20 protein-coding genes are annotated in these 18,829 nt (G+C 63.2%); 6 read left to right on the plus strand and 14 right to left on the minus strand.

Translation table 11 applies throughout. The features are described 5' to 3' along the window. From pgeF to IPM84_21155, 4 genes are all read left to right on the plus strand, one after another. Window positions 1–810: a peptidoglycan editing factor PgeF gene (pgeF, locus tag IPM84_21140; GenBank protein ID MBK9095212.1), complete on the plus strand. Its 810-nt coding sequence runs from the start codon at window positions 1–3 to the stop codon at window positions 808–810. A gap of 7 nt (window positions 811–817) precedes the next feature. Beyond that, window positions 818–1,546, plus strand: a complete 729-nt coding sequence (locus IPM84_21145; protein ID MBK9095213.1) for a YggS family pyridoxal phosphate-dependent enzyme — start codon at window positions 818–820, stop codon at window positions 1,544–1,546. 91 nt (window positions 1,547–1,637) lie between these two features. Then, window positions 1,638–2,465 carry a pyrroline-5-carboxylate reductase gene (locus tag IPM84_21150; protein MBK9095214.1) on the plus strand — a complete coding sequence of 276 codons (828 nt, stop codon included), beginning with the start codon at window positions 1,638–1,640 and terminating at the stop codon, window positions 2,463–2,465. Continuing rightward, entirely contained in the window at window positions 2,462–2,719 is a 258-nt protein-coding gene (locus IPM84_21155; protein ID MBK9095215.1) for a YggT family protein, read from the plus strand. Before IPM84_21150 ends, IPM84_21155 begins: the two co-directional genes overlap by 4 nt. Window positions 2,720–2,785: 66 nt before the next feature. On the opposite strand, the gene IPM84_21160 is transcribed toward IPM84_21155, so the two are convergent. Continuing rightward, the gene (locus tag IPM84_21160; protein MBK9095216.1) at window positions 2,786–3,136 is read right to left on the minus strand and encodes a nucleoside triphosphate pyrophosphohydrolase family protein; all 351 of its coding nucleotides are present in this window, start codon (window positions 3,134–3,136) and stop codon (window positions 2,786–2,788) included. A 14-nt stretch (window positions 3,137–3,150) separates the two neighbouring features. Further along, window positions 3,151–3,927, minus strand: coding sequence for a prepilin peptidase (locus tag IPM84_21165; protein MBK9095217.1), 777 nt, complete (start codon window positions 3,925–3,927; stop codon window positions 3,151–3,153). A gap of 68 nt (window positions 3,928–3,995) precedes the next feature. On the opposite strand from IPM84_21165, the gene IPM84_21170 reads away from it, so the two are divergent. Further along, window positions 3,996–4,892, plus strand: a complete 897-nt coding sequence (locus IPM84_21170) for a hypothetical protein (protein ID MBK9095218.1) — start codon at window positions 3,996–3,998, stop codon at window positions 4,890–4,892. Between the two features lie 36 nt (window positions 4,893–4,928). Here the strand turns inward: IPM84_21170 and IPM84_21175 are convergent, their stop codons facing one another. Then, complete coding sequence (locus IPM84_21175) at window positions 4,929–5,978, minus strand: ketopantoate reductase family protein (GenBank protein MBK9095219.1); 1,050 nt, start codon at window positions 5,976–5,978, stop codon at window positions 4,929–4,931. Window positions 5,979–6,190: 212 nt separating this feature from the next. Between IPM84_21175 and tsaD the strand changes: the two genes are divergently transcribed. Further along, the gene (gene tsaD, locus IPM84_21180) at window positions 6,191–7,210 is read left to right on the plus strand and encodes a tRNA (adenosine(37)-N6)-threonylcarbamoyltransferase complex transferase subunit TsaD (GenBank protein MBK9095220.1); all 1,020 of its coding nucleotides are present in this window, start codon (window positions 6,191–6,193) and stop codon (window positions 7,208–7,210) included. Window positions 7,211–7,231: 21 nt separating this feature from the next. Here the strand turns inward: tsaD and IPM84_21185 are convergent, their stop codons facing one another. From IPM84_21185 to IPM84_21235, 11 genes are all read right to left on the minus strand, one after another. Continuing rightward, complete coding sequence (locus IPM84_21185) at window positions 7,232–8,821, minus strand: UDP-N-acetylmuramoyl-L-alanyl-D-glutamate--2,6-diaminopimelate ligase (protein MBK9095221.1); 1,590 nt, start codon at window positions 8,819–8,821, stop codon at window positions 7,232–7,234. A 73-nt stretch (window positions 8,822–8,894) separates the two neighbouring features. After that, entirely contained in the window at window positions 8,895–9,395 is a 501-nt protein-coding gene (locus IPM84_21190) for a hypothetical protein (protein MBK9095222.1), read from the minus strand. A gap of 35 nt (window positions 9,396–9,430) precedes the next feature. Further along, window positions 9,431–10,888, minus strand: a complete 1,458-nt coding sequence (locus tag IPM84_21195) for an NADH-quinone oxidoreductase subunit N (protein ID MBK9095223.1) — start codon at window positions 10,886–10,888, stop codon at window positions 9,431–9,433. Between the two features lie 18 nt (window positions 10,889–10,906). After that, entirely contained in the window at window positions 10,907–12,463 is a 1,557-nt protein-coding gene (locus IPM84_21200) for an NADH-quinone oxidoreductase subunit M (protein ID MBK9095224.1), read from the minus strand. A 41-nt stretch (window positions 12,464–12,504) separates the two neighbouring features. Further along, window positions 12,505–14,793 (minus strand): NADH-quinone oxidoreductase subunit L, encoded by a 2,289-nt coding sequence (locus tag IPM84_21205; GenBank protein ID MBK9095225.1) that lies wholly within the window; start codon window positions 14,791–14,793, stop codon window positions 12,505–12,507. A 94-nt stretch (window positions 14,794–14,887) separates the two neighbouring features. After that, the gene (locus tag IPM84_21210) at window positions 14,888–15,274 is read right to left on the minus strand and encodes a hypothetical protein (protein ID MBK9095226.1); all 387 of its coding nucleotides are present in this window, start codon (window positions 15,272–15,274) and stop codon (window positions 14,888–14,890) included. Between the two features lie 38 nt (window positions 15,275–15,312). After that, on the minus strand, window positions 15,313–15,618 hold the full coding sequence (gene nuoK / locus IPM84_21215; GenBank protein ID MBK9095227.1) for an NADH-quinone oxidoreductase subunit NuoK: 306 nt from the start codon (window positions 15,616–15,618) through the stop codon (window positions 15,313–15,315). Window positions 15,619–15,642: 24 nt separating this feature from the next. Then, a complete protein-coding gene (locus IPM84_21220) occupies window positions 15,643–16,158 on the minus strand; it encodes an NADH-quinone oxidoreductase subunit J (GenBank protein ID MBK9095228.1) in 516 nt (171 codons plus the stop codon). Window positions 16,159–16,226: 68 nt separating this feature from the next. Then, window positions 16,227–17,444 (minus strand): NADH-quinone oxidoreductase subunit NuoH, encoded by a 1,218-nt coding sequence (gene nuoH, locus IPM84_21225; GenBank protein ID MBK9095229.1) that lies wholly within the window; start codon window positions 17,442–17,444, stop codon window positions 16,227–16,229. After that, window positions 17,444–17,803 (minus strand): NADH-quinone oxidoreductase subunit A, encoded by a 360-nt coding sequence (locus tag IPM84_21230; GenBank protein MBK9095230.1) that lies wholly within the window; start codon window positions 17,801–17,803, stop codon window positions 17,444–17,446. The genes nuoH and IPM84_21230 overlap by 1 nt, the downstream gene beginning before the upstream one ends. Window positions 17,804–17,948: 145 nt before the next feature. Continuing rightward, the gene (locus IPM84_21235; protein MBK9095231.1) at window positions 17,949–18,797 is read right to left on the minus strand and encodes a CinA family protein; all 849 of its coding nucleotides are present in this window, start codon (window positions 18,795–18,797) and stop codon (window positions 17,949–17,951) included. Window positions 18,798–18,829: the final 32 nt, after the last annotated feature.

Here is an 18,829-nt window from a genome sequence, read left to right on the forward strand (position 1 = left end):
ATGAGCGAGAGAGCGACGACGGCGCCAATCACCAGCCTGCACGACATCCCTGTGTTTCAATTTTCCAGCCTGGCCGGTCACGCGGGCCTGGTGTACGCCATTTCCACGCGCCGCGGCGGCGTCAGCCCCGCGCCCTGGGATTCGCTCAACCTCAGTCACACCCGCGGCGATGACACGGCGCGGGTCAACGAAAATCATCGCCGCTTGTGCGCGGCCTTGAACGTACCGGCCGACGCGCTGACCAATGCCTACCAGGTGCATGGCGCGCAGGTGGGGTTGATTGGGCCGGCGCAGCGCGGCCAGCGCCAGATGGACACCGACGCCCTCATCACCGCCACGCCTGACACACCCCTGCTCCTGCGCTTTGCCGATTGCACGCCCATCCTGCTCTACGACCCGGTGCATCATGCGCTCGGCCTGGCCCATGCCGGCTGGCGCGGCACCGTGGCCGGCATCAGCACGGCGACGGTGCGCGCCATGCAGGCCGCGTTTGGCAGCCGTCCCGCCGATCTGCTGGCGGGGATTGGCCCGGCCATCGGCCCGTGCTGTTACGAGGTGGGCGATGAGGTGGTGGAGGCTGTGCAGCAGGCGTTCAGCAACCCCGCCGCGCTCTTGCCGCCTGGCCGGCGCACCCGGCGCCACTTCGATCTGTGGGCGGCCAATACGCAGCAGTTGCGGGAAGCCGGCGTCCGCCAGATCGAAAGCGCCGAGCTGTGTACGGCATGCCACCACGATTGGTTTTTCTCGCACCGCGCCGCGGCCGGCCGTTGCGGCCACTTCGGCGCCATCGCCATGCTGGCGGCCAGATGAGCGGAGCATGATCGTCATGAACAGAGAACCGTTGGCAGAGAATCTGGCGCGGGTCAGGGCACGCATGGCAGCCGCCGCGCAGCGCGCCGGGCGCGACCCGTCCGCGGTCACGCTGGTGGCCGTGAGCAAGACCCACCCCGTGGAGGCCATTCAAGCAGCCTACAGCCTGGGCGTGCGTGATTTTGGCGAGAACCGGGTGGAAGAAGCGCTGCCGAAGATGGCGGCCGTACAGGCATGGTTGGCGCAGCAGCCCGGCGCGCAGCCGATTACCTGGCATCTGATCGGTCATCTGCAGGGCCGCAAGGCGGCGGCGGCCGTTGGCCCGTTTGGGCTGATCCACTCGGTGGATCGAATGAAAATTGCGCGCAAACTGTCACAGCAGAGCCAGGCCCGTGGTCTGGAGCAGGCCATTTTGCTCGAAGTCAATGTGGCCGGGGAGGCCAGCAAGTACGGCTTCCGTATCGAGGAGATTGGCCCGGCGCTGGCGGAGATTGCGGCGCTGCCGCATCTGCACGTCGCCGGCTTGATGACGATGGCGCCGCTGGCCGCAAACCCCGACGAGGTGCGGCCGGTTTTTCAACGCCTGCGCAGCTTACGCACCGCGCTGGCGCAACGCGCACCGCAGTTCGAGCGCAGTCAGCTCTCGATGGGCATGACCGATGACTTCGAGACCGCCATCGAAGAAGGCGCGACCCTCGTGCGCATTGGCCGCGCGATCTTCGGCGAGCGCGAGTAACGCAATCCGCCGGATTGCCTTCTGGCGAGCGCCAGGCGTCACAACCCCCTGTCACGCAATCCGCCGGATTGCAAACACGAAAGAACGACAAATGCTACACGAAACAACGATTTCCTTCATCGGCTCCGGCGTGATGGCCGAAGCCATGATCAAAGGGGTGCTCGATCAACGCCTGACCAGCAGCGATCGCATCCTGGCGGCCGGCCCGCGCGCCGACCGCGGCTATGCCCTCAGCGAACGCTACGGGATTCACAGCACCACCAGTAACCTGGAAGCCGCCCGCGCCAGCGAGATCGTGGTCTTCAGCGTCAAGCCGCAGGTGCTGCCCAAGGTGCTGCGTGAGTTGAACGGCCACATCGCACCGGAGACTCTCGTCTTGTCCATCGCCGCGGGGACGCGCATCCTCGCCATCAGCCGCGGGTTGGGCGGGCAGCAGGCCATCGTGCGCGCGATGCCCAACACCCCGGCCCAACTGGGCAAAGGCATCACCGTCTGGACCAGCACGCCGCAGGTCAGTGATATGCAGCGCCAGCAGGCGGATCAGATGCTGGGCGCGCTGGGTGAGGCAATCTGGATGGAGGATGAGGCTTACCTGGACATGGCGACCGCGCTCAGCGGCACCGGGCCGGCCTACGTCTTTCTCTTCATCGAGGCGTTGATTGACGCCGGGGTCCACCTGGGCTTCTCGCGACGGGTCGCGGAGCAGTTGGTGCTGCAGACCATGGAGGGTTCGCTGGCGGTGGCGCGCACCAGCGCCCGCCATCCGGCCACATTGCGCAACATGGTCACCTCACCCGGCGGCACGACAGCCGAGGCGTTGTATCAGTTGGAGAAGGGCGGCCTGCGCACGATCGTCTCGAAGGCAGTCTATGCCGCCTATCAAAAATCGAAGTTACTCGGGGAGTTGAGTGAGAAATGATTTTCCTGCGTCAGTTCATCGTTCTGCTGTTCGGCGCGTTGCAGTTTGCCATCCTGATCCGGGTTCTGCTGACCTGGTTCCCCAACCTGGATCGGTCGAACCCACTGGTGCAATTGCTCAGTTCGGTCACCGATCCGATCCTGGAACCGGCCCGACGCCTGATTCCCCCCTTCGGCGGCCTCGACATCTCGCCCATCCTGGTCCTGTTTGCCCTGCAATTGCTCGAATCGGTCCTGCTGCGCGTCTTGTCCTGACATAAAATTGCCGGTTTTCGATTTGCGATGGCCGATGGCCGGTCTGCACTTTGCACTTTGCACTATTCAGCGTTCCTCTCTCCCCTCGTCCACTCTCCGCATGCTGTGCGCAGGGGAGAAGCCGTCGGGGTAGCGGAGGAGGAGTTTGGCGATGTTGGTGGTGGCAACCTCTTCCAACTCGACGCCAACCTCCTGGGCCAACACCGCCAGGTACCATAGCACGTCGCCCAGTTCCTTCACCAGTGCGGCATGGTCAAGTTCATGCTCATGGTACAAGTGCTTCTTCATGTCTTCGGCGATTTCGCCGGCTTCGCCGATCAGGCCCAAGGCCCAGTTCGCCAGGCGGTCGCGACGGGCGCGCTCCGGGCCGATGTTGGCGGTGCGTAAAGCCGCCCGCTGATAGTCGTTGAAATTCATAAGTCGTTCTCCTCTTAGCCCATCAGCAGCGCCCAGAGGGCGCCGAGGACCAGGAAGGGGCCATAAGGCAAGGCGCGCCCCGGCTTATAGCGGTGTTGGATGATCTGCCAACCGATGACAACCAGGGCTGCCAGGGCGCCAGCGATCAAGGTGACAAACAGGGCCTGCACGACACCGGGGTAACCCGTGACCAAACCCACCAGCGTCGCCAGCTTGACATCACCCATGCCCAATCCCGGCCCGGTGCCCGCCTTGAGCAGGGCCGCAAAGAGGGCGCCGGCGATGAAGAACACCGCGAAGGCCGCCAGGGCGACGCCACCTCCCACCAGGGCGTTGGGTAGGCCGCCGACCAGGCCGGTGGCGCCACGCGGGCCGAGACCCAGCGCGCTCGCCGCGGTCGCCACCAGGATCATCGGATAGACGATGGCATTGGGAATGCGCAGGTGTTCCACATCAATGGCCACGATCAGACTGCCGACCGCCAGGTAAAGGCTGTCCAGGCCGAGGCGCGGCGTCCAGCCTTCGGCCAGCCACAGGAGCGGCAGCCCAATCGCCATGACCAGCTCGACCAGCGGCGGTCGCAGCGCCAGGCGCCCTGCGCACGCGGGACAGCGTCCGCGTTGGCGCAGCCAATGCAGCGCTGCCAACGGAGGGGCGGCCACAGGCTGGGCGCAGTGCGGGCAGGGGCGTGCCTGGTCTGGTCGCAGAAAGCGAGGCCAGCCATCGGCCAGCCCGTTGATGGCAAGTGCCAACAGCAGGCCCATCACAAACAAGAGCATGAGATCGAGCATAGGTATCAACCAATCATTTCTCGCATGATCCAACGCGTCGTTTGACACGGGACGCTGACCACATTAGAATGAAGCACCGAGGGCGGCTGGTCGGCGTGGGCGTGACCGGCGCCAAACTTCAACCATGGACCATTCTTTTGCAAGCACCGGATTATCGTGATCGTATCAGTATTTTTCTCTGGGTGATCCTGGCCATGCTGGCGACCGGACTCTTTGTGCAACTGCCGGCCCGCACCATGACCTGGATCATTTTTGGCACTCCCCTCAGTATTGATGTCAACACCTCGACCTTGCTGGCCATCCCGCTACTGGTACTGGCAGCGAGCGGCGTGCGGGCCGTTGTGCGGGCGCATCCGCGTGCCGCGGCCGGCGAGTTGCCCAACGCCTGGATCATGGCGGCGCTACCGTGCGCTTATGTGCTGACGGCCGCGCAGTTCCTCCCCCTGATTCAGGCGCGTGTGACCTGGCTCATCGTGCTGGCCCTGACCGGCTTCCTCCTGGCCGCCATCAGCATGATGATCTACCACACCATTGACGAGAACGATCGTGTCTATCACCTGGCGCGTGTCGCGCTCAATTTCATCACCTACGCCATTGCGCTGCTGCTGTTCCTCATCGTCTATCAATCACGTGCGCGCAGCGTGCTTTCCGGCACCCTGACGACGGTCATCGGCACGCTGCTGACCCTGGAACTGCTGCGCGGCGCCGGCGCAACCATCGCCCAACGCCCGGTATTGACCTACGGTTTGCTCTGCGGCCTGGTGCTGGGCGAAGCGATGTGGGTTCTGAACTATTGGCAATTGCCCGGCCTAACCGGCGGCTTTGTCGTCCTGTTGGTTTTTTACCTGCTGGTGGGACTGGCCCAGCAGGGCGTTGCCGGGACCTGGCGCCGCATGATCGTGTTTGAATTCCTGGCGATCGGCGCGGTCGGTGTGCTGTTGCTCTGGCAGTTCGCCCCGCGCTGATGCGGCCGCGCCGGCCATGTCCAAGTGAAAGTACCACTACCGCCGCGCCTCCTGCACCCGCTGCAGCAGCCGTGCGGGCTGATCGCGCCATTGCTCCCACGGCGTCTGGCCGGCGCTGAGCGCCTGCAGGGTCTCTGTCAGCACCCGGTTGACCGGCGTCCCGATCTCCGCGCTGGCTGCTGCCACCGCTCCGTTCAGATAGGCCACTTCGGTGCGTCCTTTGCCCGCGGCCAGGTCCAGATAGAGCGACGGCGCCTTGCCCCCGCGTGCGCCGCCGACCAGGCGTCCCAGGGCAAGGCGAATCACGGCAGGCGGCAGCGTTCGTATGAGCGGCGCCAGCCACGGAAACGGATAGCCACCCAGGGTGACGGGACGGATGCGCTGAGTCGCCATGACGGCCAATGTCTCACGCCAGGCCGCAATCTCCAGGTCAGCCAGGCGAGGATCGGCCATGACCTGCGCTGGCAGCCACCCCAGGATTGCGCAGGTGGCGTTGGCCAGTTGATTCATCAGCAGCTTGGTCCACTTGAGCGCCCGAAAATCCTCATAGACACGGGTCGGCAGCCCGGCCGCCGCAAACAGCGCGGCCAATGACAGCAGCGGGAACGCGTTGGCCCGCGGGTCAACTGCGGCCAGCGCGATCCGTCCGCGCCGCGTCACCTCGATGACGCCCGGCACGGTCACCGTGACCGGCGTGGTGATCGCGCCCGCGATCACCCGCCCTGCGCCGAGAATGCCCGCCAGGCGCTCCTCATTGCCAACCCCGTTTTGCAGCGTCAGGAGCGGTGGCAGGTGCGGACGCCAGGGCGCCAGCTCGGCCATCACGGTGGCGGTGTCATATGCCTTGACCGTCAGAATCGCGAGATCAAAGCTGGCGCCGCCGGCCAGCGCGGCGGCCAGGGAGGGCACGGCCTCCACCGTCACCGCGGTGTGCGTTTGCACGCCACTGCTCAGCGTCAGCCCGTGCGCCTGGATGGCCTCGACCACCGGCGGCCGGCCGATCAACGTCACCTGCTGCCCAGCCAGAGCCAGGCGCCCACCCACCAGGCAGCCAATCGCCCCGGCGCCAATAATCAAGGTCTTCAGTGTCGTCCTCCGTGTTCATCCCTGTTAATCCGTGGTACTGCCATCCTATACTGCAAGTGGGAATAGACCTCACTTTTTCGCCTAAGGAAACAGGCGCAATTCGTGCCCGCTTGCAGTACAACTGGCAAAAACCGGCAAAAGCGGCTATAATGCGGGCCGGTAGGGATATTCAACTCTGAGCATTCAGCTCTGAGCATTCAGCATTCAGAATTATGACAAGACTGATTCTCGGTATCGAAACCTCATGTGATGAGACGGCCGCCGCGGTGGTGGGGGATGGTCAGCACATTCTGTCCAACGTGGTGGCGACACAAATTGATCTGCACCGCCAGTACGGGGGTGTGTTTCCAGAACTGGCGTCACGACAGCACATCCTGACCATCAAACCGGTCATCGAGCAGGCGCTGACAACCGCCCAGGTCGGCTGGCAAGACATCGCCGCGGTGGCGGTGACCTATGGGCCGGGGCTGGCTGGATCGCTGCTCGTCGGCGTCAACGCGGCCAAAGGCCTGGCTTGGGCGCGCGCCCTGCCGCTGATCGGCGTCAACCACCTCGAAGGCCACATCTATGCCAACTGGCTGCGGGCCGGCGGCAATACCGCGCCCCCGGTCCCTCCTGTGTTGGTGCTGATCGTCAGCGGTGGACACACCGAACTGATCCTGATGCACGAGCACGGTCGTTACACGCGCCTGGGCGCGACGTTGGACGATGCCGCGGGCGAAGTTTTCGACAAAGTGGCACGTCTGCTCGGCTTGGGGTATCCTGGGGGGCCGGCGCTGCAGAGGGCGGCCGAGGGCGGCCGGGCGCAGGCTTTCGATCTGCCGTTGGCGCTGCGCCATGATCCGAAGCACCGCTACAACTTCAGCTTCAGCGGTCTCAAGACGGCCGTGCTGCGTTTGACGCAGGCGCTCAAGGCAGACGGGGCGGCATTACCGGTGGCTGATCTGGCCGCCAGTTTTCAGCGGGCCGTCGCCGAGGCCCTCGTTGCCAGGATTCTGGTCGCCGTTGACGATTTCAAGGTCAGTCAGGTCTGCGTTTGCGGCGGCGTTGCCGCCAATGTTGAACTGCGCCGGCAGTTAGCCGCCCGCTTGCCGGTGCCGCACGCGGTCCCGCCCATCTGGTTATGCACCGACAATGCCGCCATGATCGCCAGCGCCGGTTTTTATCGCTACGCTGCCGGTCAGCGCAGCGCTTGGGACCTGGACGTGCTGCCCAATCTCAAGCTCAACTGAGCATGGGCAGTGGACAAAGGACTATGCGGCGGATGGTGCTGCAGGCTTGGGCCATGCCGCTCTGAGGGCGGCGCGCATGGCCTCTTGTTCGTTCCAGGGGGTCTCGGTGACGCCAAAGCACATCGAGCGCTCGTGGCCCTTGCCACAGGCAATGACCACATCACCGGCGCGCGCCAAACGGCATGCAAACGCCAGCGCTGCCGCCCGATCATCCACTCGCCAGTACGTTTCACCCTCCTGTCCGCCGGCGTCCTGACAGCCGCATGCAATCTCCGCTGAAATGTCCGCAATCGCTTCCGTGCGCGGGTCCTCCGCGGTGATGACGGTGAGATCGGCCAGGCGCCCGCCAATGTGGCCCATCAGGTAGCGTTTGGCCCGGTCGCGCTGGCCCGCGCTGCCAAAAACGGCAATCAAGCGGCCCTCGGGCGCCACCAGCGGCCGGACGGTCTCCAACGCCCGTTGTAATGACACAGGAGAATGGGCAAAGTCAACGATGGCCAGGAATGGCTGGCCTTCATCGAGGCGTTCCATGCGCCCGACAACGCCGTCGAAGCTGGCAATGGCGACGCGCAGCACGTCCAACGGAACACCCAGGGCGAGGGTGGAGCAGGCTGCGGCCAGGATGTTGTAGATGTTGAAATCCCCGATCAGGCGCGTCGTGATCTGCGTTTGCAGGCCGTCCACGGCCAGGCCCAGGTCGTAAATGCTGTGCCCCAGGTCGAGCGTGAAGGTGGTGCAATCAGGGGCATGGGTGATGTCGGCTGCTTGCACGGCGCCGTTCTGCAAGCCATACGTCAGGCGTCGCAACGATGACCGTCCCTGGCTCAGGATGGCGTCCAGGAGGGGAAAACTGGCATCTTCGGCGTTGAGCACGGCTGTCTTGGTTGTCCCCCCTTTTTCGACAGACGCACTCAGGTGCTGGAAGAGGATGCCTTTGGCGGCCGCGTAGTTGTCCCAGGTGCCGTGATAGTCGAGGTGCTCGTGGGTGATGTTGGTCACGATGGCCAGATCGAACTCGCAGGCATCCACCCGGCGCTGATGCAGCCCATGTGACGTGCTTTCGAGCACCGCGACCTCACAGCCGGCCTTGACCATCTCGGCCAGGTAGTGTTGGGTGTCCAGTGCATCCGGTGTGGTGACATGCAGGCCGGTATCGAGGGTGTGACCGCCGATGTCGGCTTGCACCGTGGTGACAAGGCCCACCTTGCGGCCGGCGCCGCGCAAGATGTGTGCGATGAGGGTGCCGGTGGTGGTTTTGCCGTCGGTGCCGGTGACGCCAATGACGGTGAGTTTGCGCGCGGGAAAATCATGCCAGGCGGCCGCCAGCCAGGCCAGCGCGCTGCGGCTGTTTGCAACCTGGAGATACGGTATCTCCGCGCCGCTGAGCGCGCCGCTCTCAGTCGGCGGAAGCTCGCCCACGATGGCGGCCGCGCCCTGCGCCGCGGCCTGGCCGATGAACTCATGACCGTCCACACGCAGGCCGAAAATGGCGACAAACAGCGTGCCGGGGCGCACCTGGCGTGAGTCGGCGGTGATGGAGGTGATGTCCGGGTCGCCCAGGCCATACTGGACGCTGTCGGTGAGCAAGAAAGTCAACTGACTGAGTCGCAAGGCAGCCTCGTTAGGTCAAAGTGCAAAGTACAAAGTGCAAAGCGTTTTCTCCGAAAACGCTTTGCACTTTGCACTATTCAGCGCCTACAGTCTCCTCAGCGTCGCTGCTGCGCTTCGAGCGGCGGCGCGCCCGCGTGGCGGTGTAGATGCGCAGGCCAGTCCAACCACAGGTGGGGTTGTTGCACAGATAACGCCGCATGGGCAGGAAGAAGCCGATGAGGCGGTCACCGGGTGCGCGGTGAACGCGATGCAGTTCCTTGCCGCAGCGCGGACAGGCCTTGTCGGACAGGGACGGCGCCTGGATGATGCGTCGCCGCATGCGCCAGCCCAGCACACCCACTGCTCCCAAGATCAGGACCAGGCCGGTGAGGTCAGAGGCTGTGCGGTTGGTCAGGAAGTTGAGTGTGGTTGTGATCATCGCGGTGATGCCACCAACCAGCGCTTTGCCCGCGCCACTCAGCCACAGCCACAGGCTCTGCCGGATGTTGAACCGTTCGACCAGGAGGAAAAAGCCGAGCAGGATCAGCAGGGTCAGGATAATTTCAAAACGATACTCACGCCAGATGCGTCGCATATTCGCCATTTCTTGTTGAAAGTTCAGCTGCTACGTTACAACGATGCCAGCATGGGCAGCACGGCTTCGGTGGCCCAGGTAATAAAAGGGCCGGGGAAGATGCCGATGACCAGCGTCATAATCATGGCGATGGCGACGACCGCCTGCACAGGCCGCGAGATCTTGAACGGGGTTCGCTCGCCCTGCGGCTCGAAGAACATGTAGCGCACGACGCTCAAGTAGTAGAAGGCCGCGATCGCCGCGTTGACCAGCGCCACAGCCGCCAGGGCGAACGCTTGGGTCTGGATGGCGGCGCCGAAGACGAAGAACTTGCCTATGAAGCCACCGGTGGGCGGAATGCCGGCCAGTGAAAGCATGAAGATGAGCATCATGATCGCGAGGAAGGGCTGGCGGGTGATGAGACCCGACCAATCCTTGAGTTCGACGCTGCCGGTGGCATCTTCGACTGCGGTCACGGTGATGAAGGCGCCGATGTTGGTGAAGAGATAGGCGAACAGATAGATCAGCACGCCGTTGATGCCGTTGAAGGCTTTACCCGGCTCGGACGTGGCGGCGACGAGACCGATCAGGATGTAGCCGGCCTGCGCAATGCTGGAGTAGGCCAGCAGACGCTTGACGTTGGTCTGGCGCAGCGCGGCCAGGTTGCCCAGGGTCATGGTGGCCATGGCGATACCGGCCAGGATGGCGGTCCACTGCGTCTGCACGGCGGGCAGGGCCACCAACAGGACGCGCAGGAGCAGGGCAAAGCCGGTAGCCTTGGAGGCCGTGGAGAGGAAGGCCGTGACCGGCGTTGGCGCACCATCGTAGGTGTCGGGCGCCCACTGATGGAACGGCGCCAGGCTGGCCTTGAAACCAAAGCCGGTGATGACCAGAATGGATGCCGGTAAGCCCAGGGAGGCTGTCAGGCCCTTCGTGTTCTTGAAAGCGGCGGCAATCTCGGTCAGGTAGATGCTGCCGGTGGCGCCATAGAGCAGCGACAGGCCATAGAGCATGACGCCGGAGGCGACGGCGCCGTAGAGGAAGTATTTGATGGCGGCTTCGCTCGAGCGCTTGTCGTCGCGAATGAAACCGGCCAGCACATACGACGTGATGCTGAGGAATTCCATGCCCAGGTAGATCAGCACCAGGTTGTTGGCGCTGACGGCAACGGTCATGGCCAGGGTGGCGGCCAGAAGCATGGTGTAGAACTCGCCCTGATGGCGGCTGCGAGACTGCATGTAATCGCCGGCCGCGGTGACCACCAGGATCATGACGATGATGACGAGCACCTTGAAGAAGACGGCGAAACCGTCCACGGTCATCATGGTCAGCGCAGTGGCGTCTTGTCCGAGCAGGGCCAGGCTGGCAACCAGGGCCAGCACGAGACCGACGAGCGCAATCCCCTGGAAGAGATGGGTGCGCGCGGCGTCGCGATAAACCAGGTCGAGCAGGAAGATGACCAGCCCGGCCAGGAAAATAATCAATTCGGGTGCCAGGAGCAGCAGAGGGTTCACGATCAGCGCTCCTTCCGGCTACATGAGCCGTTGCAAGAGTTCATTGGCGGCCAGATTGAAGAAATTGAGCAGCGGCGTCGGGAAGATGCCGAACAGCACCATGAACGCTACCAGCGGCCACATCGTCACCTTCTCGAAGGTCGCCATGTCGCTTGGCTCGTGTTCGTCCCGGCCGGTGGTCAGGTTGGTCCAGTGATCTATCTTGTGCGGGTCGTAATCGCCCAGGAACATGAACTGGATGATCTTCCAGAGGATGTAGGCGGCGGTGATCACGATGCCGAGGACGCCGACAGCGGCGTAGACCTTGACCAGGTCGAAGGCGCCGCGGAAGACCAGGAATTCGCTCCAGAAACCGGCCAGGCCGGGCAGGCCGAGGGAGGCGAAGGCGGTGACGAGCATGATGCCGTAGTAGTAGGGCAGTTTGGCGCTGAGACCGCCGAACTTCTTCAGTTCGCGGGTGTGCGCGCGCTCGTAGATGATGCCGACCAAGAAGAACAAGCCGCCGGTGATGATGCCGTGGTTGAACATCTGCAAGGCCGCGCCGTTGATGGCCATGGCCTGGCTGTTGATGGTGGCTTGCTCGGTGGCGCCCACGCCGAAGGCGGCGGCGCCGATGCCCAACATGACGTAGCCCATGTGGCTGACAGAGGAGTAGGCGATCAGGCGTTTGAGGTCCCACTGCGCCATGCAGACGAAGGCGCCGTAGATGATGCTGATGACACCCAGGGCGACGACGACCAGTGACCAGGCCTTGAAGGCGTTGGGCAGCGTGGGCAGCACGATGCGCAGGAAGCCGTAAGCGCCGAGCTTCAGCAGGACGCCAGCCAGGATGACCGAGCCGGCCGTGGGCGCGGCCGTGTGGGCGTCAGGCAACCAGGTGTGGAAGGGGAAACTGGGCACTTTGATGGCGAAACCGAGGAAGAAGCCCCAGAAGGCCAGGCTGCCCAGGAACATGTCGTTGGCAAAGGGCTTGGCCTTGGCCGCCTCCACAATGTCGAAGGTGCCGGTGACGAAGTAGACCCCCAGGATGGCCAGCAGCATGGCGACGGAACCGACCAGGGTGAAAATGAAGAACTTGATCGCGGCGTACTGCGGCCGGTCCTTGGCCTGGCCCCAGATGGCGATGAGGAAGTACATCGGCACCAGACCAATTTCCCAGAAGACGTAGAAGAGCACGTAGTCGAGCGAGACGAAGACGCCGAGCATGCCCATTTCCAGCAGCAAGAAGAGCAGGAAGAATTCCTTGGCACGGCGCTTGATCGTGAAGCTGGAATAATACAGCCCCAGGGTGGTCAGCAGCGCGGTCAGGAAGATCAACGGCACGCTGAGGCCATCTACGCCCATGTGGTAGGTTGCGCCGAGCTGCGGAATCCAGGAGTAGACCTCTTGGAACTGGTAGCCGCCGCTGGTTTTATTGTAAGCAAACCAGAGAAAGATAGAAAGCGCCAGTGGTAAGAGGCTAATCAAGACGGACCAGTTCTTGATTGTGCGTTCGTTCTCCTTGGGCAGGAACAGGATCACCAGCGCGCCCAAGAGCGGCGCAAATGTGATGATGGTCAGAAGTGGAAAAGACATGTCAGCTTCCTCCGATTCAGGGGGGAAAAATTTCAGCACGCTCAGGCGTACAGATAAAAGCCCAGTAACAGCATGATGGTCATCACCGCGAACAACAGGTAGTTTTGGCCTTGTCCGGTCTGCAGCTTACGGGCAAGACCCCCCAGGCCGTCGGTCAAGGCGCCCAGGCCGTTCACGATGCCATCCACAATCGGTTCGTCGAAGAAGGCGCGCAGGCCGTCAGACAGCAGACGCCCCAGGCGACCGATGCCATTGACGATGGGGTCAATGACCCAGCGATTGTCGAAGCGGAAGGCCATCTCCCCCAGCCAGACGGCAAAGGCGACGACGGTTCCCTGGTACAATTCGTCAATGTAATACTTGCGGTTGAGCACGGTCCAGACGGGGCCGAGCAGGCGCTTGACCGGGTCAACCTCACCAGCCTTGAGCGGTCGCAGGCCATACACCAACCAGGCCAGGGTCAGGCCGCCGAGCGCGGCGATGATGGAGACCATGAGCGGGAAGGTGTTGAACTCCGGTATGTGGATGGTGTGCGTCAGCGCCTCTTCCAGGCTGCCGATGACATGCTCGAACGGGTTATTGAGCAGGCCACCCAGCACGGGGAACCCCTCCGGGATGCCCACCCAACCGCCGACAATGGCAAAGACGGCGAGCAGCATCAGCGGCCAGGTCATCAGGTCGTTCATGCGCAGCCCGGTCTTGGCCAACTTGGTGGGCAGGCTGGCGTGCGCAGCCGCTTCACTGCGCGGCTGGCCAAAGAAGGTCAGGCAGATCTGACGGCCGGTGTAGAAGGCGGTGAGCAGAGCCGAAAACGCCAGCGTCCAGAAGACCAGGGAGTTGAGCTCGAAGGCGTTGGCCAGGATTTCGTCCTTGCTCCAGAAGCCAGCGGTGATGAGGGGAAAACCGCTGAGGGCCAGGCCGCCGATGAGGAATGTCCAGCCCACGCGCGGGATGCGTTTCCACAGGCCGCCCATGTTGAGCATGTCCTGCGGGTCGAAGGGCGGGCCGTCGTCGTGCGCGTCGTGACCATGACCGTGGTCATCGTGCGTCGGCGTGTGTCCGCCGTGCCCGCCGTGCGCCTCATGCACATGTTGCTCGCCGTGCTCCACCGCGTGAATGACTGCGCCGGAACCGAGGAACAAGAGCGCCTTGAAAAAGGCGTGGGTCAGCAGGTGGAAGGCGGCGGCCACGTATGCGCCGATGCCCAGGGCGGCAAACATATAGCCGAGCTGGCTGATGGTGGAGTAGGCCAGCACTTTCTTGATGTCGTTCTGGGCCACGGCGATGGTGGCCGCAAAGATGGCTGTGAACGCGCCGATGGCCGCGACGAAACTGAGCACCCAGGGCGCCCCTTCAGCCGCCGCATGGAAGAGGGGGAACATGCGGATGATGAGATAGACGCCGGCGGAGACCATCGTGGCCGCATGGATCAGCGCGCTGACGGGCGTGGGGCCTTCCATGGCATCTGGCAGCCAGACGTGCAGCGGGAACTGCGAACTTTTGCCCATCGCGCCCCAGAAGATGAGGAAGGCGGTCAGCGCGGCCCAGGAGATGCCCAGGCCCGGCACCAGTGTTTCCGTCAGATGCTGCATGACTTCCGGATTGCGGAAAATCCCATCGAAGTTGAGCGTACCAGCATGGACGTAGAGCAGGGCCAGGCCGCTGAACATGATGGTATCACCGATGCGCGTGGTGAGGAAGGCCTTGAGGCCCGCGTCCTTGGGCGTGATCTGGTTGGGGTTCCAATACTTCTTCTCGAACCAGAAGGAGATCAGCAGGTAGGAGCACAACCCCATCAACTCCCAGAAGACGAAGAGCATGAAGAGGTTGTTGGCGATGACGAGGCCCAACATGCCGGCGGCGAAGAGCGAGATATAGGCGAAGAAGCGGCTGTAGCGCGGGTCAAGCTCCCTGGAAGAAGCATCTTGGGTCGTGTAGGCCTGGTTTGGATCGAGATGATGCGGCCAGGTCATGTAGCCACGCGCATAGATGAAGATCATCAGGCAGACGAACGGCACCATGAAGAGCATGGCGGCGGTCAGCGGGTCCACGGCGACGCCGAAGTAGCTAAGGCTGGCCTGACCGGTTGGAATTTCCAGCAACGGAAATTGGCCCGGCGTCTCCGAGAATTCCAGATAGTTGGCCAGCGTGGGAATGACGACGACGATCAGCGCGAAGAGCCAACTGACGGCCATAGCGCCAATGGCGATAGTCGAACTGGCCTTCTTCAGGCCGGCGGTCGCCCGCGTCTCATCCCGGTTGGTGACCAGGACAATGATGGCAAATGCCAGCAGCGGAAAGACGGGAATCAGCCACGAGAGATTGAGCATGAGCAACCTCGATTTTTGTTAGGCGGGGCGGGGGCTGTGATGAATGAGTCCAAACGAATCCATCCGACAATACTTGGCATAAATACACGTCTCGTCATTGATTCTGCCCTGGTCGGGGCGCCAGGAAGCGGGCGTAAATCTGTTGCGCAAGGCCAATGCCGACCACCAGGGCGATGCCGCAGATGACCAGGGTCCAGAAATCGGTCTGCCGCCAGACGATCCACAGGATGATGAACACGATCAGGGTGAAGGAGGCGGCGCTCCACTGCACGAAGGTCTGTGCGCGCTTGCCTTCATCGCAGATGCGGATCAGGGCGGCGGCGTCCATGTAACCGGGCTGCACCGCTTCGATCTGGCGAAACAGCTTGCCAGCGTAGCCATAGCCGCCCTTGTTCAGGTATTCCACCGCGCGCTGGTAGACGCGTTCCAGGTCGGCCGCGGTGATGGGTTGGTTCTGACGGTTATCTTGTGTGCGCGCCATGGTGGTTCCCTGCAAGTCCGTAGCGGGCCGGCTGCCCTTTATCCCCTGAGCGTGTCGAGTTCGTCCAGGTTGACGGTTCCCCGGATGCGATAGATCGCAATGATCAGGGCCAGGCCGACGGCGGCTTCGGCCGCGGCCACAGCGATGACAAAAATTGCAAAGAGCTGGCCGGTCAACTCCATCGGATTGCCGAAACGCCAGAAGGCGACCAGGTTGATGTTGACCGCATTGAGGATCAGCTCGACACCCATCAGCACGCCAACGGCGTTACGGCGGGCCAGTGCGCCAAAGAGGCCGATGGCAAACAGTGCGGCCGCCAGAGTGAGATACCAGGAGAGTGGAATCATGAGAATCTCTCGCTTTCTCGCCTATGCCCGTTCGCGGGCGATCATGATCGAGCCGATCAGTGCAATCAGCAGCAGGACAGAGACCACCTCGAAGGGCACCAGGTAGCTGCCGACGAAGTCAATGCCCAGGCGGGCAATGGCATCGGTGGGCACGGCCTGAACAGTGACGGGCCAGGCAACGCCGCGCAGAATGGTGTTCATAAAAACGAAGAGGAAGACGGCGCCGATGGCGACGGCTGCCCCCTGCGCATTGAGGCGCCCGGCCTGGCTGGTGATGCCGCGGCTCAGCATGATAGCGAAGACGATGAGGGTAGCAATGGCGCCGATGTAGACGAGCACCTGTGTCACGGCCAGAAATTCGGCTTCGAGCAGGATGTAGACGCCAGCCACCCCAAAGAAAGCCGCGGTGAGGCACAGCGACGCATGAAACAGGTTGCGCAGCAGCACTGTGAGCAAGGCGGACGCGATGATGAAAGCCGCAATGCCAAGAAATACGGCTTGCTCAACCGTTGGCAACGGAAAGGGGAGAGTGGGCATAGAGACTCCTCCGAACGCAAACTAAAACCGGGACTGGCAACCTTCAGCGGCGCAGTCCCGGTGTGATGTCAAATGCGCACCGGCGGGGGGCCGATTTTCTCCGAAAACACCGGCATGGGGGCGCTACCACCCTGTGCGGCCAAGCGCAGACTGCGTCCAACCACGCCCAGGCCCAAGACCAGGCCGCCGAGTTGCAGGACGAAGAGGGCAACGGTCTGCACAATGGGGCCACCCGGCAACTTGACAGCCAGGGCGACGGTGAAGACAGCGACCAGGCCCAGGGGCACCATCACCTTCCAGGCCAGGTTCATCATCTGGTCAATGCGCAGGCGCGGGAAGGTGGCGCGGACCCACATGTTGAGGTACATCACAAAGATGACCTTGATGCCAAAGTAGAAGATTCCCAGGAGCGGCACCTGCTCGACAAAGGGACCTTGCCAGCCGCCCAGGAAGAGCGTGGTGGCGATGGCGCTCAGGATGAAGGTGTTGAGGAAGAACGCCAGGTAGAACCAGGCGAACTTCATGCCGCTGTACTCAACGTTGTAGCCGGAGACGATTTCCGATTCGGCCTCCAGCAAGTCGAACGGGGTGCGCTCGCCTTCGGCCAGGGCGGAGACAAAGTAGAGCACGAACGACAGCGGCATGATGAAGGCATTCCAGCCGAAGCCGGCCAGCCCGCCCTGCGCCTGGGCGATGCCGTTCATGGACATGGTGCTGGCCACGATGACCACGCTCAGGATGGCGAGGATCATGGGAACTTCGTAGCTCAAGAGCTGCGCCACCACGCGGAAGCCGCCGAGCAAGGCGTACTTGTTGTTGGAACCCCAGCCGGCCATCAGCACCGACATGATGGCGATGGAGCCGAGAGCCACGATGTAGAGCGCGCCGATGCCCATGTCTGCGCCGACGAAGTGCGGCGCCAGCGGAATGGCGCCGAAGAGCATGAGCACCGCGAAGACGGCCAGGACAGGAGCGGCGTTGAACGTCACCTTGTCGGCCGCAGTCGGCGTGATATCCTCTTTGGTCAGCAGCTTCATGGCGTCGGCCACAGTTTGCAGCAGGCCATAGGGGCCAGCGCGATTAGGGCCGAGGCGGTCCTGGATACGGCCGGCCACCTTGCGCTCCAGCCAGATCAGCCCGAGCACCAGGATCAGGGCGAAGATCAGGATGACGGTGGCTCTGATAGTCAGGTTGATGAAAACCGCCAGCCCTGGCGCCAGCCCCCATCCCACCAGGACTCCTTCCAGCCATGCGCCGATACGAGAGGGATCCAGGATGATGTCCATTATTGCCACTCCAACGCGTTCTTGCGCCAGGCATAGGCCAGCCCGCCAACCAAGATCAGAATGAAGATTGCCGCCTCCATGAGTGCCCACAGATCGAGCCGGCCATAGGCCACCGCCCACGGGAACAGGAAGACGGCTTCGATGTCGAAGATGACGAAGATCAGAGCAAAGAGGTAGTACTGGGCCTTGAATTGCACCCAGGTATCGCCCATCGTCTCGACACCGCACTCATAGGTGGATAGCTTGATTGGGTTGGGTCTCTTGGGGCGTAAGAGCCACGCGACGAGTAAACCAACAATGGGGAAGCCAATACCGACGGCTGAGAGGATTCCGACAAACGCATAGGTTTCTAAATTCATAGGCGTCCTCACCAGTGTAACGGAGTGGGTTGCACAAGCAAGTCACGGCGACCACGTAGTCGCGCAGCAACCTGTAAGCCTTGTGACAATTGTCGCGATTATACCATAGGACAATCTAATTGAAAAGATTTGGAGTTGACCTTGTTCAGGCCAGGCGCGGGCACAGCCAGGCGCCAGAGACGACCCAGCGATTGCTATCGGGCTGATAGCGCAGCTCGAAGGTGTCGCCCAGGGCCGTCTGCACCAGGACACAATGCCAGATGCCATCGTCCGCGCGCTCGACCCAGCGGCGGCCGGTAGCCGTCACCACGTGCATCTCGCCGCGCCAGCTAAACGCGCGTGGATGGACCTGCGCGTCCGGCGAGCGCCAGGCGTCCACGGCGGCCGGTGTCCAGGCGCCGGCCGCGGGGGGGCGCAGGTCGCCGCTGTGTGCAGCCGTCTGACGGGCACTGGCCGCGGCGGCGTCCAGCGGCTCGGTCGGCATCCCAGGGTCCGCGGCTCGTTGCGGCCGCTGCTGTTCCAGGTAGCGCAAAATCATGGCCAGGGCTGCATCAGCCGACAGGCGCTTGTTGCCGACGCGGTCCGCGTGCCAGACATGACGCTCGGCCCATTCCGCGTCGGGCGCGGAGAGATGCAGATGGGCCAGGCCAACCGGCTTATCCGGCGTGCCGCCGCCTGGCCCGGCAATGCCGGTGACCGAGACGGCGATGTCCGCGCCAAAGGCGCGTCGCGCGCCCTGGGCCATCTGGCGCGCCACTTCGGCGCTGACCGCGCCCTTGCTCAGCAGCGTATTGTGCTCAACGCCCAGCACATGCTCTTTGGCCGAGTAGGCATAGGTGACAGCGCTGCCCAGAAAGTAGGCGGAGCTGCCGGGTATGTCGGTCAGGCGGTCGCCGATTTGACCGCCGGTGCATGACTCGGCCAGGGCGACCGTCAACCCCAACGTGGTCAACAAGGCCCCGATCTTCACTTCGATGGTATCTGCGTTCATCATCTCCTCAGTTGCCGGCGGTCAGGGCTTGCGCA

The sequence above is a fragment of the Candidatus Amarolinea dominans genome (assembly GCA_016719785.1).
Classification (GTDB): domain Bacteria; phylum Chloroflexota; class Anaerolineae; order SSC4; family Amarolineaceae; genus Amarolinea; species Amarolinea dominans.